Source organism: Xylanibacter ruminicola, assembly GCF_900107775.1.
Classification (GTDB): Bacteria; Bacteroidota; Bacteroidia; order Bacteroidales; family Bacteroidaceae; genus Prevotella; species Prevotella ruminicola_C.
Genome location: NZ_FNRF01000001.1, coordinates 856,228 through 870,130 on the forward strand (window position 1 = coordinate 856,228; position 13,903 = coordinate 870,130).

The 13,903-nt window shown below is 49.3% G+C and carries 16 protein-coding genes; 9 read left to right on the forward strand and 7 right to left on the reverse strand.

Annotation, left to right across the window (positions count from 1 at the left end):
• Positions 1-3 precede the first annotated feature (3 nt).
• The 7 genes from BLU97_RS03245 to BLU97_RS15750 are packed head-to-tail and all read left to right on the forward strand — an operon-like array spanning position 4 to position 4,926.
• Positions 4-1,545 carry a YifB family Mg chelatase-like AAA ATPase gene (locus tag BLU97_RS03245; RefSeq protein ID WP_074760225.1) on the forward strand — a complete coding sequence of 514 codons (1,542 nt, stop codon included), beginning with the start codon at positions 4-6 and terminating at the stop codon, positions 1,543-1,545.
• A gap of 31 nt (positions 1,546-1,576) precedes the next feature.
• The gene (locus BLU97_RS03250) at positions 1,577-1,993 is read left to right on the forward strand and encodes a Fur family transcriptional regulator (protein WP_033150680.1); all 417 of its coding nucleotides are present in this window, start codon (positions 1,577-1,579) and stop codon (positions 1,991-1,993) included.
• Positions 1,990-2,682, forward strand: coding sequence for an HAD family hydrolase (locus BLU97_RS03255; RefSeq protein WP_074760226.1), 693 nt, complete (start codon positions 1,990-1,992; stop codon positions 2,680-2,682). Before BLU97_RS03250 ends, BLU97_RS03255 begins: the two co-directional genes overlap by 4 nt.
• On the forward strand, positions 2,676-3,077 hold the full coding sequence (locus BLU97_RS03260) for an acyl-CoA thioesterase (protein ID WP_091860938.1): 402 nt from the start codon (positions 2,676-2,678) through the stop codon (positions 3,075-3,077). Before BLU97_RS03255 ends, BLU97_RS03260 begins: the two co-directional genes overlap by 7 nt.
• Positions 3,078-3,081: 4 nt before the next feature.
• Positions 3,082-3,876, forward strand: a complete 795-nt coding sequence (locus tag BLU97_RS03265) for a family 16 glycosylhydrolase (RefSeq protein WP_074760227.1) — start codon at positions 3,082-3,084, stop codon at positions 3,874-3,876.
• A gap of 7 nt (positions 3,877-3,883) precedes the next feature.
• Positions 3,884-4,696: an N-acetylmuramic acid 6-phosphate etherase gene (murQ, locus tag BLU97_RS03270; RefSeq protein ID WP_074760228.1), complete on the forward strand. Its 813-nt coding sequence runs from the start codon at positions 3,884-3,886 to the stop codon at positions 4,694-4,696.
• A complete protein-coding gene (locus tag BLU97_RS15750) occupies positions 4,693-4,926 on the forward strand; it encodes a hypothetical protein (protein WP_139208728.1) in 234 nt (77 codons plus the stop codon). Before murQ ends, BLU97_RS15750 begins: the two co-directional genes overlap by 4 nt.
• Here BLU97_RS15750 and BLU97_RS03275 read toward each other — a convergent pair.
• Positions 4,871-5,956, reverse strand: coding sequence for a TIGR04133 family radical SAM/SPASM protein (locus tag BLU97_RS03275; protein ID WP_074760229.1), 1,086 nt, complete (start codon positions 5,954-5,956; stop codon positions 4,871-4,873). The genes BLU97_RS15750 and BLU97_RS03275 overlap by 56 nt on opposite strands.
• Positions 5,956-6,438 carry a radical SAM-associated putative lipoprotein gene (locus BLU97_RS03280; protein WP_073044699.1) on the reverse strand — a complete coding sequence of 161 codons (483 nt, stop codon included), beginning with the start codon at positions 6,436-6,438 and terminating at the stop codon, positions 5,956-5,958. Before BLU97_RS03280 ends, BLU97_RS03275 begins: the two co-directional genes overlap by 1 nt.
• Before the next feature lie 148 nt (positions 6,439-6,586).
• Between BLU97_RS03280 and BLU97_RS03285 the strand changes: the two genes are divergently transcribed.
• On the forward strand, positions 6,587-7,510 hold the full coding sequence (locus BLU97_RS03285; RefSeq protein WP_074760230.1) for a DMT family transporter: 924 nt from the start codon (positions 6,587-6,589) through the stop codon (positions 7,508-7,510).
• Positions 7,511-7,512: 2 nt separating this feature from the next.
• On the opposite strand, the gene BLU97_RS03290 is transcribed toward BLU97_RS03285, so the two are convergent.
• Both BLU97_RS03290 and BLU97_RS03295 read right to left on the reverse strand, forming a co-directional pair.
• Positions 7,513-8,016 (reverse strand): DUF3237 domain-containing protein, encoded by a 504-nt coding sequence (locus BLU97_RS03290; RefSeq protein WP_074760231.1) that lies wholly within the window; start codon positions 8,014-8,016, stop codon positions 7,513-7,515.
• Positions 8,017-8,064: 48 nt separating this feature from the next.
• Positions 8,065-8,694, reverse strand: a complete 630-nt coding sequence (locus BLU97_RS03295) for a ribonuclease HII (RefSeq protein ID WP_074760232.1) — start codon at positions 8,692-8,694, stop codon at positions 8,065-8,067.
• Positions 8,695-8,927: 233 nt separating this feature from the next.
• On the opposite strand from BLU97_RS03295, the gene BLU97_RS03300 reads away from it, so the two are divergent.
• Entirely contained in the window at positions 8,928-10,517 is a 1,590-nt protein-coding gene (locus BLU97_RS03300; protein ID WP_074760233.1) for an alpha-galactosidase D, read from the forward strand.
• Between the two features lie 8 nt (positions 10,518-10,525).
• On the opposite strand, the gene BLU97_RS03305 is transcribed toward BLU97_RS03300, so the two are convergent.
• Genes BLU97_RS03305 through sufC form a run of 3 tightly spaced genes read right to left on the reverse strand, consistent with a single transcriptional unit; the run spans position 10,526 to position 13,881 of the window.
• A complete protein-coding gene (locus BLU97_RS03305) occupies positions 10,526-11,746 on the reverse strand; it encodes an aminotransferase class V-fold PLP-dependent enzyme (RefSeq protein WP_074760234.1) in 1,221 nt (406 codons plus the stop codon).
• Positions 11,747-11,770: 24 nt separating this feature from the next.
• Positions 11,771-13,126 carry a Fe-S cluster assembly protein SufD gene (sufD, locus tag BLU97_RS03310; protein WP_074760235.1) on the reverse strand — a complete coding sequence of 452 codons (1,356 nt, stop codon included), beginning with the start codon at positions 13,124-13,126 and terminating at the stop codon, positions 11,771-11,773.
• Entirely contained in the window at positions 13,126-13,881 is a 756-nt protein-coding gene (gene sufC / locus BLU97_RS03315; RefSeq protein ID WP_013064590.1) for a Fe-S cluster assembly ATPase SufC, read from the reverse strand. Before sufC ends, sufD begins: the two co-directional genes overlap by 1 nt.
• Between the last annotated feature and the right edge of the window lie 22 nt (positions 13,882-13,903).

Below are 13,903 nucleotides of genomic sequence, written 5' to 3' on the forward strand. Positions count from 1 at the left end.
ACAATGCTTGTTAAAACCTATAGTGCAGCCGTTACCGCACTCGAAGCAACCACCATAACCATCGAGGTTAATCTAACAAGAGGCACTTCGTTCCACCTGTCAGGCTTAGCCGACACCGCAGTAAAAGAGAGTTACGATCGTATTCGCGCAGCTATCGAGAATATTGGTTATAAAGCTCCAACAGCCGATCTGACGATTAATATGAGTCCTGCCGATATCCGTAAAGAGGGTAGTGGATACGATTTGCCATTGGCCATCGGTATCATGGCAGCCTACAGCAAGGTATCGGAAGATGCGTTGAAGGATTATATGATGGTGGGCGAGCTGGGATTGGACGGCAAGCTGAAACCCGTAAGTGGTGTGCTGTCGGTAGCCATCCGTGCACGCAAGGAGAAGTTTAAGGGTCTGATTGTACCCAAGGAAAATGTGCGTGAGGCAGCCGTAGTAAACCAGCTTGAGGTTTACGGTATGGATAATATTGCTGATGTGATCGGCTTTTTGAATGGTGGTGAGAACTACGAACCAACCATTGTTGATACACGTAAGGAGTTTTACGATCACCAGTATGCTTTTGATCTCGACTTTGCCGATGTGCGTGGGCAGGAGAGTGTGAAACGTGCCTTGGAGGTGGCTGCTGCTGGTGGACACAATGTGATACTGATTGGTCCTCCAGGAAGCGGAAAGTCGATGATGGCCAAACGCTTGCCAAGTATCTTGCCTCCATTGTCATTGGCGGAGAGCTTGGAAACTACCCAGATCCACTCTGTGGCAGGCATCCTGCCCAGTGGTACCTCACTCATATCACAACGCCCTTTCCGCAGTCCCCACCACACCATATCGCAAGTAGCCATGACGGGTGGAACGCAGAAAGCGCAGCCTGGTGAGGTGAGCCTGGCCCATAATGGGGTGCTCTTTTGTGATGAACTTCCTGAATTCTCGCGTGCTACACTCGAGGTGCTGCGCCAACCATTGGAGGACAGAAAGATTACCATCAGTCGTGCTAAATATACCATCGAGTACCCCTGCTCGTTTATGTTTGTGGCCTCGATGAATCCGTGTCCTTGTGGCTATTATGGCGACCCTACGCACCATTGCGTGTGTACGCCAGGACAGATTCAACGTTATATGAATCGCATTTCTGGTCCGCTTCTTGACAGAATGGACCTGCATATCGAAGTGCCGGTAGTGCCCTTCAACCAGCTGTCGCAGATGCAGCAGGGTGAGCCCAGTGAGGTAATCCGTGCGCGTGTGATTGCTGCCCGTAAGCGTCAGGAAGAGCGATTTAGGGAATTTAAGGGCGTATATTGTAATGCGCAGATGTCGGAGCGTATGATTCACCAGTTCTGTGAGCCCGATGAGGCCAGTCTGAACATGCTTCGCATGGCTATGGAGAAACTGCACCTTAGTGCACGCGCCTACAACCGTATACTGAAGGTGGCACGTACCATTGCCGATATCGAAGGTACAGAGCGTGTTCAGAGTCACCATATTGCCGAGGCCATCGGCTATCGCAATCTGGATCGTGGTGATTGGGGTGAACGATGAAATCGATATTTTTATCATACAAGTATAGCTTATGGACACTAAGAATTACGAACAACTGCTTTTAGAGCATGACATCAAGCCCACTGCCAACCGTATTACGGTGGTAAAGGCGCTCGAAGCTTCTATGCTACCGCAATCCATGGCTGAGCTGCAGAATAGAATCGATACAATCGATAAATCGGGCATTTTCCGTACGCTGCAGCTTTTCCGTGAGCACCATTTGGTACATGTGATTGATGGTGCTGTGGATGGTCAGCGTTTTGAACTCTGTCATAGTCATCACGACGATCACGATGATGATGTGCATCCCCACTTCTACTGTGAGCAGTGCCAGCAGACATACTGTCTGGATGGCGTTATGATGCCTAAGGTAGAACTGCCCGAGGGTTTTGAGGCCCATACATCTAATTATATTATTAAAGGAACTTGTCCACATTGTAAGAAATGAAGATTGACGTTAGAAATCTCCGTGTGATAGCTTTCGACGCCGATGATACCTTATGGGATTGTCAGAGTCATTTCGAGGAAGTGGAGAAACATCTCTACGACCTGATAGCTCCATATTGCGACGCCCCTGCCCACGAGTTGTTTGTTACCGAATCGGGTAATATGGCCGATTTGGGCTATGGTTGCAAGGCTTTCACTATTTCGATTATAGAGACAGCCCTCCGTGTGGGTGGCGCGCATTTATCGCATACTCAACTGGCAGAGTTGTTGGCACATAGCAAACAGCTGTTGCATCTGCCAGCCACACCGTTGCCGGAGGTAGAGGAAACATTGCAACGTTTGCAAGCCTATCCCTATCGTCTTGTGGTGTTTACCAAAGGCGAGTTGCAGGATCAGGAGAATAAGCTGTATCGCAGCCATCTGGATAAGTATTTCTCGCATGTAGAAATCACCAGCAATAAAACCGAGACGGAGTTCTCGCTGCTCTGTGAGCGTCTCGAGGTTCAGCCTTCGCAGTTCCTCATGGTGGGTAACTCGCTGAAGAGCGACATCGCTCCAGCGCTTAACATTGGCGCCTGGGCCATTCATATCCCCTTCCATGTTACCTGGCAGTTGGAGCACTCTGAGGATATCGAGCATCCACGACTGACAAAGATTACCCATTTCAACGAAATATTGAAGCTATTATGAACTATATTTTCGAAACCCGCATGGAGGTGCGCGACTACGAGTGTGATATCGAGGGCATCGTAAACAATGCCAACTATCTGCACTACGCTGAGCACACCCGTCACCTGTTCCTTCGCAGTCTGGGCGTTAGTTTTGCTGCGTTGCACGAGCAGGGTATCGATGCCGTTGTGGCTCGTATGAACTTGCAGTATAAGACGCCACTCCGATGCGACGATGAGTTTATCTCACGCCTCTCGCTCACCAAGGAGGGCATCAAGTACGTGTTCCATCAGGCCATCTATCGTGCCAGCGATGAGAAATTGTCGTGGAAAGGCGATATCGAGCTAGTATGCCTGGTAAACGGTCGCCTGGCTAATAGTCCTGAGTACGACGAGGCTTTCAAGGATTTTATTTAATGCTATGAGGAAGTTTTTGCTGTCGTTGCTGCTTGGTATGTTTGTTGCGCCCCTTGTGGCACAGGAGTATCAGCTGGTTTTTGCCGATGAGTTTGATGGTAACGGGCGCCCTGATAGCACCATCTGGGGCTATGAGCAGGGATTTGTGCGTAACCACGAAGCTCAGTGGTATCAGGCAGATAATGCCTACCTGCACAATGGCATGCTGGTGATTGAGGCTCGCACGGAAACAGGTCGTGAGGGTATTCCCTATACCTCGGCCAGTTTGAATACCAAAGGTAAGTACAGTTTCCTGTACGGACGACTGGAGGTTTGCGCCCGCATCCCAACCGCTGGTGGTGCCTGGCCTGCCATCTGGATGTTAGGCAACGACATGCCTTGGCCCTCGTGTGGCGAGATTGATTTGATGGAGTATTACCGTATCAATGGAGTGCCTCATATCCTAGCCAATGCCTGTTGGGGTAACGATCAGCCCTACAAGGCTGTGTGGAATAGCAAGAAGACACCATTTACCCATTTTACTGAGAAAGACCCTGCGTGGGCCCAGCACTTTCATATATGGCGTATGGACTGGGACGAAACGGCTATCCGATTGTATCTGGATGATGAGCTGCTGAACGAGATTCCTCTCAGCACCACGCAGAACGGTAAGATTGGGAAATTTACCAATCCCTTCAACCGTCCGCAGTATATCCTTCTGAACCTGGCCTTAGGTGGCGATAATGGTGGTACCATCGATAACGCCGCCTTCCCTATGCGTTACGAGATTGATTATGTACGTGTGTACCAGAAAAAATAATACGCACATGAGGATTGAAGATAAGATCACAGAGCAGGCATCGCATTACGACCATCTGGAGCAGATGGAGGTAGGCGAGGTGCTGAGGAGCATCAATCAGGAGGATAGGTTGGTGGCCGAGGTCGTGGGGCGTGTGCTGCCGCAGATAGAGACACTGGTGCTGGTCATCGAACCAAGAATGAAACGCGGCGGCCGACTGTTTTATGTGGGCGCAGGTACCAGCGGTCGTTTAGGCGTGCTTGATGCCAGCGAGCTGCCACCAACTTTTGGTGTACAGCCCGATTGGGTGATAGGCTTGATTGCTGGCGGCGACGAGGCCTTACGACGCGCTGTAGAGCGTGCCGAGGACGATAAGGAGCAGGGTTGGAACGATTTGATGCGCTATCAGCCTACCGCCGATGATACGGTGATAGGTATCGCAGCCTCTGGTACCACACCTTACGTGATTGGTGCCATCGAGGGAGCTCGCAAGCAGGGTTTGCTAACAGGTTGTATTACCAGCAATCCTCATACGCCTTTGGCTGCAGCCGCTGAGTATGCCATAGAGACCATTGTCGGTCCAGAGTTTGTGACTGGCTCCAGTCGCATGAAGAGTGGTACAGCCCAGAAGATGGTGCTGAATATGATTTCTACTGCCCTCATGATTCGTATGGGACGTGTAGAAGGTAATCGTATGGTAAAGATGCAGCTTACTAACGAGAAATTGATAGACCGAGGCACACGCATGATTGCCGACGAACTCGGTATCAGTTACGACGAAGCCCGTCAGAGATTATTAGCTGCAGGGAGCGTTGATGTTGTACTAAAACAGAAACTATGAATATAAAGATGTTTAAACTTAAGGCCATTAACAAGATGCTGACGCTGCTGGGCTTCAGTTCTGTGGCATTTGTGTTTACTGCTTGTTATGGTACAAAACCTTGCGACTATCGTGAGGAGATGGCAGATAGTCTAAGTGTAGCTTTCAGAAATGCTGCGAGCGATTCTATAGGAGTTAATCAGCAGCCTGCTGTAAGCGCTTCAGATGGCACTGCAGAAGTTCGCCGTTAGCATCGCGTAGGTGCATGCCGTTGCCCTGGCAATAGCGGAAGTATTTGCAGTCCTTGCACTCGCCATTGCGCATCCATTCGCGATTGCGATAGGGGGCATAGCGGTTCTCCCAAACCTCCATAAAGTCATCCTCGTAGATGTTGCCCTGATGATAGTCGGCACGTATGCTGGCACAAGCAGCTATCGAGCCGTCGGCCATCACTGAGCCTACCGTAATGCCTGCCTGACAGCTGAAGAACCTGCTGCGGGCCTCGCCTTCGTAGTTGCCCAGAAATCCCTCGCAACCATAATCGGCACGGATGCGTCCTTCTTTTCTTGTTTCACGAATAAAATCAAACACCCCGCGAAACTGCTCGTTGGTTAGGCGCATATCAGGATCGAGAGCCGCACGACCTACTGGAAAAACAGTAAACAATCGCCAGCGCTTTACACCCTTTGAAATCAGGAATTCCTTAATGTCGTTCAGCTGCGTATAGTTACGCCGGTTTACGCAGGTCACGATATCGAACACAAACCCTTTGGTGGCTACCAGCATATCGATGGCATTGCTCACCATCTGAAAGCTCTGTGTGTTGCCACGCATCCAGTTGTGGTTATCCTCTAAGCCATCCAGACTGATGGCCATCGAATGGATACCGGCACGTTGCAGATTCTGCCAGCGCTGGGGTGTGAGATGCAGGGCATTGGTTACCATCCCCCAAGGGAATCCCTTGTCGTAAATCGCACGGCCGCACTCCTCAATATCACGACGCATCAGTGGTTCGCCACCCGATATGATGACAAACACCTGATGTGGATCCGTTTTCAGAGCTATGCTATCCAGTACTCGCAGAAAATCTTCCTTAGGCATGTCACGACTTTCTGATTTCATCTTGCAGTCGCTGCCACAATGGCGGCATTTCAGATCGCAACGCAGTGTACACTCCCAAAACAATTGTTGCAGGGGATGCTCCTTGCGAACCATTTCTTCCTTCTGTCGCCAGAGTTCTAAGGCCAGCTTTTTGCGAAGTGTGAGGGGCGTGGGGTTCATTATTTCTTCTTCAGTTTAATATCCTGTTTAATCGTAAAAGTGCCGTTGTTCCAAGTGCCTTCGCCATCTTTTACCTTCTGGGCGTTGTTGTAGTTAATGTCGATGGTATCGTTCTGGTAGGCACCATTGGTATCGCCATCCACATCCTCAACAATCAACTTGATTTCCGGACTTTGGGGGAAGTGGGTTGATGTCATATCGTAGTGGCCGTTGGCATCAGTCAGTACAGAGTCGATGGCAAACGTTATGGGCTTGCCCTCATAGTTTGTTACTTGTTTCACTGATGTCTTGATGCCTTCTACGGCCTTGCCGCCCTCGTCGGTAACAGTGCCCGATATCTTATACTCGGCCGAGGGAACGCCATACATGAGTATAGGCGAACCGTACATCTCCATCGAATTCTCTGATGAGCAACCATAGCCCAACAGCGACAGCAGGGCTGTGAGGAGGGTGTTGTACCAGCGATTGAATCTTACTTTCATTGTTCGATTTTGTTTAAAGTGGATACAAAAGTATGAGTTTTTTCTTAAATAACTTGAACAAACAGCAAATCTTGCATCGAGAAGCGTAGAATTAACGATTTTTTGTATAATTTTGCAGCCTGAAGTTTTAACGTATTTATACTAAGCAATGACTTACGTAGGTGAATTGATATCGATTGGCGTAGCCTTTTCATGGACAGCTACGGCGCTTCTGAGTGAATTTGGTAGTAAACGATTGGGTAACCTTACGCTAAATGTGCTGCGTATGGGGTTGGCCTTGGTGTTTTCATTAGTGCTGTTTTTTGTTGTAACAGGTAGCATGATGCCTCCAGGCGCTTCGGTCGAGGCTGCTGGTTGGATGCTGCTGTCGGGTGTGGTAGGCTACGTGATAGGCGATTTCTGCCTGTTTCAGTGCTATATCATCATTGGTTCGCGCTACGGACAGTTGTTTATGACCTTAGCACCGCTCTCAGCCGCCCTGATGGCATGGATAACCCTGGGGCAGAAGATGAATGCTATGAGCATTCTGGCCATGCTGATTACACTGGGTGGTATCAGCATCTCGGTATTAGGTCGTGGCGAGCACCACAAGGTGGGACTGAAACTACCCCTTAACGGCGTGCTGTTTGCCATTAGCGCAGCTATGTGTCAGGGTATCGGTTTGGTGCTTAGTAAGATTGGTATGGACCACTATGAGGCTTCGCTCACAGGTACACCCGAATGGCTGGTGCCCTTCAGTGCTAATTTCTATCGCTGTGTAGCGGGTATCATAGGATTCTCGCTGTTATTGTACTTCCGCAAGGGTTTAGAGCCTCTACGCGAAGCTATGCACGATCGTAAGGGATTGGCTGTTGCAACTGCCACCACCGTGTTCGGTCCGTTTGTAGGTGTAGGCTTTTCGCTGATGGCTGTACAATACACAGCAGCAGGCATCGCCAGCACACTGATGGCGATGACACCTATTATTATATTACTGCCGTCGTATTGGTTGTTTAAGCAGAAGATAACCCTGCGCGCCGTAGTGGGTGCTGTTATCTCGGTGGTAGGTGTTAGTCTGTTCTTCTTAGGCTAACCCTATTTAATGCGCCACACGTTGAGCACAATGCCTTTGAAATCGCTCTGGAACGAGGGTGCGCAAACAAATAACGAATTGTTCAGCCAGCCGTATTTGCTGTCGGCAGGCGCCTCGAATTGGGGTGCTGCGCGGAAATAGAAGCTGGGCTTGCCATCGGCATCCTTGCCGTTGGCAATGATACCACGGTTACGAACGTGGATGTAGATACCATCATCGGTCTTGATACAGTAGATAGCCTCCAGCTCTGTACGTCCTTCGGTATTCAGCTGGTAGTCGGCACCACCGTTCACAATGGTTCCCTTCAGACCCTTACCCTCAAAGGTACCACCTGTGATGGGGATAACGGTGCGGCGTCCGTGCTGCGTTTTGTCGATACCATAAGCTTCGCCAAGGGTTACTTTCAGTTGCAAGGCATACTCTAACTGTGGAGCCTCGGGCTCCTGAATCTGTGCGCTGGCACTGATAGAAATGGCGGCCAGCAAAGCCATAAACAGTTTTCTCATTGTAGTTTTTTTATAGTTGATAAGTTATTCTATATTTGGTGGTGAGCGTTAGAACTCGCCAAAGTCGATGCTCAGCTGCCCATCGCCCAGCAGGTTGTAGCTTCTGCGATGATAGGGTGTAATGCCGTGCTGCTTGATAGCCTCGCGATGCTTCTTGGTGGGGTAGCCCTTGTTCGAGCGCCAGTCGTACTGAGGGTATTCCTCTGCCAACTGGTTCATATAGTCGTCACGATAGGTCTTGGCCAGGATAGATGCAGCGGCAATAGCTAAGTACTTGCCATCGCCCTTTACGATGGTGGTATGGGACAGCTGCTTGCCATCGGCAGGATCCTTATAAGGCTTGAACTTATTACCATCCACGATAATGGCCTCTGGACGCACTTTCAGTTTGTCTAAGGCACGATGCATGGCTAAGATCGAGGCATTCAGAATGTTGATTTTATCTATCTCCTTTGGTGTAACGATACCTACCGCCCAGGCCACGGCATCATGCTCGATGATCTCGCGCAGTTGATAGCGCTTCTTCTCCGACAGTTGTTTAGAGTCGTTGAGCAACTCGTTCTGATAACCTTCTGGCAGTATGACAGCTGCAGCATACACACTACCTGCCAGACAACCACGCCCAGCCTCGTCGCAACCTGCCTCTATCTTACCTTTGTAATAATGACTTGCTAACATAATGATCTTTATTTTGGCTGCAAAGGTACTAATTCTCCTCGATAAAAGCAACAAAGATACAAAATAATTATGTTATACAGTTGTAACGCAAGCATATTAGTAAGTAGTTGATTATCAGGAAACCTATGCCGTCATCAGATAATAATACCTTATACAATTCATAAGTTATCAAAGTATTTGCCAGTAGTTATGTAATTTTGCAGCATAAAATCAAATTAAAACTAACATCCAAAATGAAACGAATACTATTATCAACACTTGTTGTCGCCTTTGCGATTGTAGCATCAGCAAGTAAGAAGAAGGGCCCTACAATGGGGTGGAGTTCATGGAATACTTTCGCAGTAAACATCTCTGAAGACATCATTAAAGGTCAAGCCGATGCGATGGTGAACCAAGGATTGAAGGCCGTTGGTTATCAATACATTAATATCGATGATGGATTCCAGTACGGTCGTACGCCAGAAGGTAAGGTATGCATACATCCTGAGCGATTTCCTAACGGGTTGAAAGTGGTGAGTGACTATATCCATTCGAAAGGACTCAAAGCTGGAATCTATAGTGATGCCGGTGACCTTACTTGTGGTAGTATCAGTAATGGTGATGTGAGGAATACAAATGTAGGTTTGTATGGCTATGAACAAGTGGATGCTGATTTCTACTTCAAGGAGTTAGAGTTCGATTTTATTAAGGTAGATTATTGTGGTGGTAATCATCTGAGTCTTAATGAGCAAGAGCAATATACGCGTATCTCAAACGCCATTAAGAATACCGGTCGCGATGTTGTGTTTAACATTTGCCGTTGGCGCTATCCAGGCGATTGGTGCCACTATGCTGCAAACTCTTGGCGTACCACGGGTGATATCCACGAGAGTTGGCAGTCGGTAAAGGACTTGGTAAACGAGAACCTCTATATGTCGGCCTATTGCTATAATGATACCTATAATGATATGGACATGTTGGAGGTAGGACGCTCGCTGACAGCAGAAGAAGACAAAACTCATTTTGGCTTGTGGTGTATCATGGCAAGTCCGCTACTGATCGGTTGCAATATGGCTACTATTAATGAGCGTGCCTTGGAGTTGCTCAAGAACAAAGAGCTGATTGCCTTGAATCAGGATCTACTTCATTTGCAAGCCTATGTGATTCAGCATATTGGTGAAACTTATGTATTGGTTAAAGACTTGCTGAAACTGCATGGTAACACCCGCGCAGTAGCGCTCTACAACCCTTCAGATAAGCCTGTAGAGATGTGTGTTGATTTCAGCGAGCTGGAGTTAGGTGGAAAGGTGTCTGTGCGCGACTTGTTCGAGCATAAGGAGTTAGGTAAGATGCAGAACTCGCTTACAGTTCTGGTTCCAGCCCATGCCACACGTATCTATCGCCTGAAGGGCGAGAAGCGCCTTGAGCGCCGCGTTTATGAGGCTGAGACTGCTTTTCTGCACGATTATCAGCAGGTGGCTAATCATGAAGCCTTGGGTACAGCTATCTATCTACCAGGCGATGGTGCCAGCGGTCGTATGTTTGCAGGTTGGTTAGGTCACCGTCGCAGTAACTATTTGGAGTGGAGAGATGTGTATGTGAAGAAAGGCGGTAACTATGTGGTAAAGTTCCGTGCAGGTTCTCAGGAAAAACGTTCATTCAACGTGGAAGTGAATGGTGAGACAGTTGGTACTGTAAGTGTGAATACCAATGACTGGAATCATTTCCAGGAGTTCGAGCTTACCCTCAAACTAAAGGCTGGCTCAAACCGTATCCAACTGTATAATGCAGATGCCTGGATGCCGAATATCGACAATATGACTATATGTTCTAACAGCCTTTAGTGGGGCTGTTAGAACATTTGTGACACACGACGGATGCCCGCTATAAGGGTATCAATCTCTTCTTTTGTGTTATAAAGTGCGAACGAGGCGCGAACGGTGCCTGAGATGCCCAAACGGTCCATCAGTGGCTGTGCACAATGGTGACCAGTACGCACAGCAATGCCCAGACGGTCGAGTAGGGTACCCATATCCAGGTGGTGGATATCGCCAACGTTGAATGATACTACAGCATCTTTCTTCGATGCATCCATCGGACCGTAGATCTTCATGCAGTCGATGGTCATCAGCTGCTCCATGCAGTAGCGGGTGAGTTCCTGCTCGTGCTGCTGGATGGCATCAATGCCGATAGCATCGATATATTCGATGGCCTTAGCCAGTCCGTGGGTAGCCACATAGTCGGGTGTGCCAGCCTCGAACTTGAATGGCAGGCGCTCAAAGGTGGTCTTCTCCCAAGTCACTTTGTCAATCATCTCGCCGCCACCCTGATAGGGAGGCAACTTTTCCAGCCACTCTTCCTTTCCATACAGCACACCGATGCCGGTTGGTCCGTACATCTTATGACCGCTGAAAGCAAAGAAGTCGCAATCCATAGCCTGAACATCCACCTTGAAGTGTGGCGCACTTTGGGCACCATCCACCAGCACGGGGATGTTATGGGCGTGGGCTATCTTGATAATCTGCTCTACCGGATTTATTGTTCCCAGCACGTTGCTAACGTGGGCCACGCTCACGATCTTGGTCTTGGGAGTGATGAGTTGCTCCAGCTGGTCGATACACAAGATACCATCGTCGGTAATGGGGATGTGCTTTACCACAATGCCACGTTTCATGGCCTGTAACTGCCACGATACGATGTTCGAGTGGTGCTCCATCTCAGTTACAATCACCTCGTCGCCAGCCTGCATCTCGCTTTCGCAGAACGAGCTGGCCACCAGGTTAATGGCCTCGGTAGTACCACGCGTAAAAATAATCTCCTCTATCTTGCGGGCATTAATAAACTCACGAACCTTTTCGCGAGCCGCCTCGTGCAGGTCGGTAGCCTGCTGCGACAGGTAGTGTACGCCACGATGCACGTTGGCATTCACGTTGAGATACTCGTCGCGCATGGCGTCGAGCACCATCAATGGCTTCTGTGTGGTAGCCGCGTTGTCCAGATAAACCAGCGGCTTTTTATATACCTCGCGACCCAGGATAGGGAAATCTTCGCGTACCTTAATTATATTAAACATTGAACTTTAAGCTTTGAACTGTTTTTATTTGCAGAGTTTGCAGCCTGAGCATTTGTTCAGCTCGCCACGGAATCGCTTCTCTACCAGGTAGTGCAGGCGATCGCGTAGTGGCTCTAACTGCATGTGGTCGATAACCTCGTTGATAAAGGCATTCTGCAGCAGTACCTTAGCCTCCTGCAATGAAATGCCTCGCTGGCGCATGTAGAATAGGGCGGCATCGTTCAGCTGTCCAACGGTAGAACCGTGGGCACACTTCACGTCGTCGGCATAGATCTCCAGCATGGGCTGGGTGTACATGCGTGCCTCTTTGGTGGCAGTGAGGTTCTGATTAGTCATCTGCGAGGTGGTTTTCTGAGCACCATGCTCAACCAGCACACGACCGGCAAAAGCACCTGTAGCCTTCTCGTCGAGTACATATTTGTACAGCTCCTGCGAGTTGCAGTGAGGCACCTTGTGAACTATCAGCGTGTTGTTATCTACGTGCTGCTGCTTGTCGGCAATCACACATCCGTAGCATTGGCACTCGGCACCCTCGCCACTGAAGGTCAGGTCAAGCTTGTTGCGGGTAATACCGTTGTGCAGGGTGATGACGTTGTGGTTTACACGACTGTTGGCCTGCTGGTCGATATATACGTTGCTTACGCGTACATTCTTATGATGCGTCTCCTCCATGCAATAGAGGTCTAACGATGCATTCTCGCCTACGTAAGCCTCGATAACCTGTGTGGCTAGGAAGTTACGGTCGTCGGCAGCATGATCGCAGAACAGCATTTTTATTTCGGCATTCTCTTCGAGTACAATCAGCACGCGACGGTTCACCATCAGGTCGGTCACAACATGCTGCGCGTTCTGTGGTGTTGCCTTCAGGATGTTAATCACCTGAATGGCGCGATCCACCTTCACGTTCTTGGGCACGTAAACCAGCAGTCCGTCCTGTGCCAGCATGGTGTTGAGTGCTGTAACAGCATCCTCGCCAGTCTTAGCCAGCTTGGTGTAGTACTTGCTCACCAGCTCAGGGTAATCGCGCATAGAGCCGATCACAACGCCTTCAGGTAAGTGACCCTTCTGCTTGTCGTCGTGGTAGAACATATCGTTAACCACAAAGTACAGGCTTGTGCTCAGGTTGGGCACGTCGCAATGGAAAGCCTCGTAGGGATCCACAGGTATCTGCAGGCGATTCAGGTTCACACCGTAGTCGGGCTCAAACAGCTTCTGCATATCGGTGTACTTGTATCTCTCCACCTTTTTCGAGGGGAAGCCCTGCTTGCGGAAGTCCTCAAAGGCCTGGTCGCGCACCACGTTCATCGACTCTGGGGCATGCTTGATAATCATCTCGCGTGCCTGCTGATAGAGGTCAATATATTGTTGTTCGCTATTCATTATTCCTCGCCTATTTCTTCCTTAATCCAATCGTAGCCGTGCTCCTGAATCTGTACAGCCAGCTCTGGGCCGCCTGTCTTCACGATACGTCCCTTGTACAGCACATGTACAAACTGGGGCTTAATCATTTCGAGCAGACGGTCGTAGTGGGTGATTACGATGCACGAAGTCTCAGGGGTCTGCAGTTTGTTTACACCCTCGGCCACAATACGCATAGCATCTACGTCAAGACCAGAGTCGGTCTCGTCGAGGATGCTCAGTTTGGGCTCCAGCATAGCCATCTGGAAAATCTCGTTGCGCTTCTTCTCACCACCGCTAAAACCCTCGTTAACCGAGCGGTTAGCCAGCTTCGAATCGAGCTCTACAATCTTACGCTTCTCGCGCTGCAGCTTCAGGAATTCGGCAGCGTTCATGGGCTCCAGGCCCTGATACTTGCGCTTCTCGTTGATGGCAGCCTTCATAAAGTTGGTCATCGATACACCAGGAATCTCAACGGGATACTGGAACGAGAGGAACAAGCCCTCGTGGGCACGGTCCTCAGGCTTCATCTCCAGCAGGTTCTTACCGTTGAAGAAAGCCTCGCCCTCGGTTACTTCGTAAAGTGGGTTACCCACCAGTACGGCGCTCAGGGTAGATTTTCCAGAACCGTTAGGGCCCATGATGGCATGTGTCTCGCCATCGTTAATCACGAGGTCGATGCCTTTTAATATCTCTTTATCGCCAATCTTGGCGTGTAAGTTCTTAACCTCTAACATTAATATATTTTGTTATTTTACT

Excerpts from the sequence above, each read along its gene's own strand:
- BLU97_RS03245 (WP_074760225.1), top strand. The coding sequence starts at position 4 with ATGCTTGTTAAAACCTATAGTGCAGCCGTTACCGCACTCGAAGCAACC.
- BLU97_RS03250 (WP_033150680.1), top strand. The coding sequence starts at position 1,577 with ATGGACACTAAGAATTACGAACAACTGCTTTTAGAGCATGACATCAAG.
- BLU97_RS03255 (WP_074760226.1), top strand. The coding sequence starts at position 1,990 with ATGAAGATTGACGTTAGAAATCTCCGTGTGATAGCTTTCGACGCCGAT.
- BLU97_RS03265 (WP_074760227.1), top strand. The coding sequence starts at position 3,082 with ATGAGGAAGTTTTTGCTGTCGTTGCTGCTTGGTATGTTTGTTGCGCCC.
- murQ (WP_074760228.1), top strand. The coding sequence starts at position 3,884 with ATGAGGATTGAAGATAAGATCACAGAGCAGGCATCGCATTACGACCAT.
- BLU97_RS15750 (WP_139208728.1), top strand. The coding sequence starts at position 4,693 with ATGAATATAAAGATGTTTAAACTTAAGGCCATTAACAAGATGCTGACG.
- BLU97_RS03275 (WP_074760229.1), bottom strand. The coding sequence starts at position 5,956 with ATGAACCCCACGCCCCTCACACTTCGCAAAAAGCTGGCCTTAGAACTC.
- BLU97_RS03280 (WP_073044699.1), bottom strand. The coding sequence starts at position 6,438 with ATGAAAGTAAGATTCAATCGCTGGTACAACACCCTCCTCACAGCCCTG.
- BLU97_RS03285 (WP_074760230.1), top strand. The coding sequence starts at position 6,587 with ATGACTTACGTAGGTGAATTGATATCGATTGGCGTAGCCTTTTCATGG.
- BLU97_RS03290 (WP_074760231.1), bottom strand. The coding sequence starts at position 8,016 with ATGAGAAAACTGTTTATGGCTTTGCTGGCCGCCATTTCTATCAGTGCC.
- BLU97_RS03295 (WP_074760232.1), bottom strand. The coding sequence starts at position 8,694 with ATGTTAGCAAGTCATTATTACAAAGGTAAGATAGAGGCAGGTTGCGAC.
- BLU97_RS03300 (WP_074760233.1), top strand. The coding sequence starts at position 8,928 with ATGAAACGAATACTATTATCAACACTTGTTGTCGCCTTTGCGATTGTA.
- BLU97_RS03305 (WP_074760234.1), bottom strand. The coding sequence starts at position 11,746 with ATGTTTAATATAATTAAGGTACGCGAAGATTTCCCTATCCTGGGTCGC.
- sufD (WP_074760235.1), bottom strand. The coding sequence starts at position 13,126 with ATGAATAGCGAACAACAATATATTGACCTCTATCAGCAGGCACGCGAG.
- sufC (WP_013064590.1), bottom strand. The coding sequence starts at position 13,881 with ATGTTAGAGGTTAAGAACTTACACGCCAAGATTGGCGATAAAGAGATA.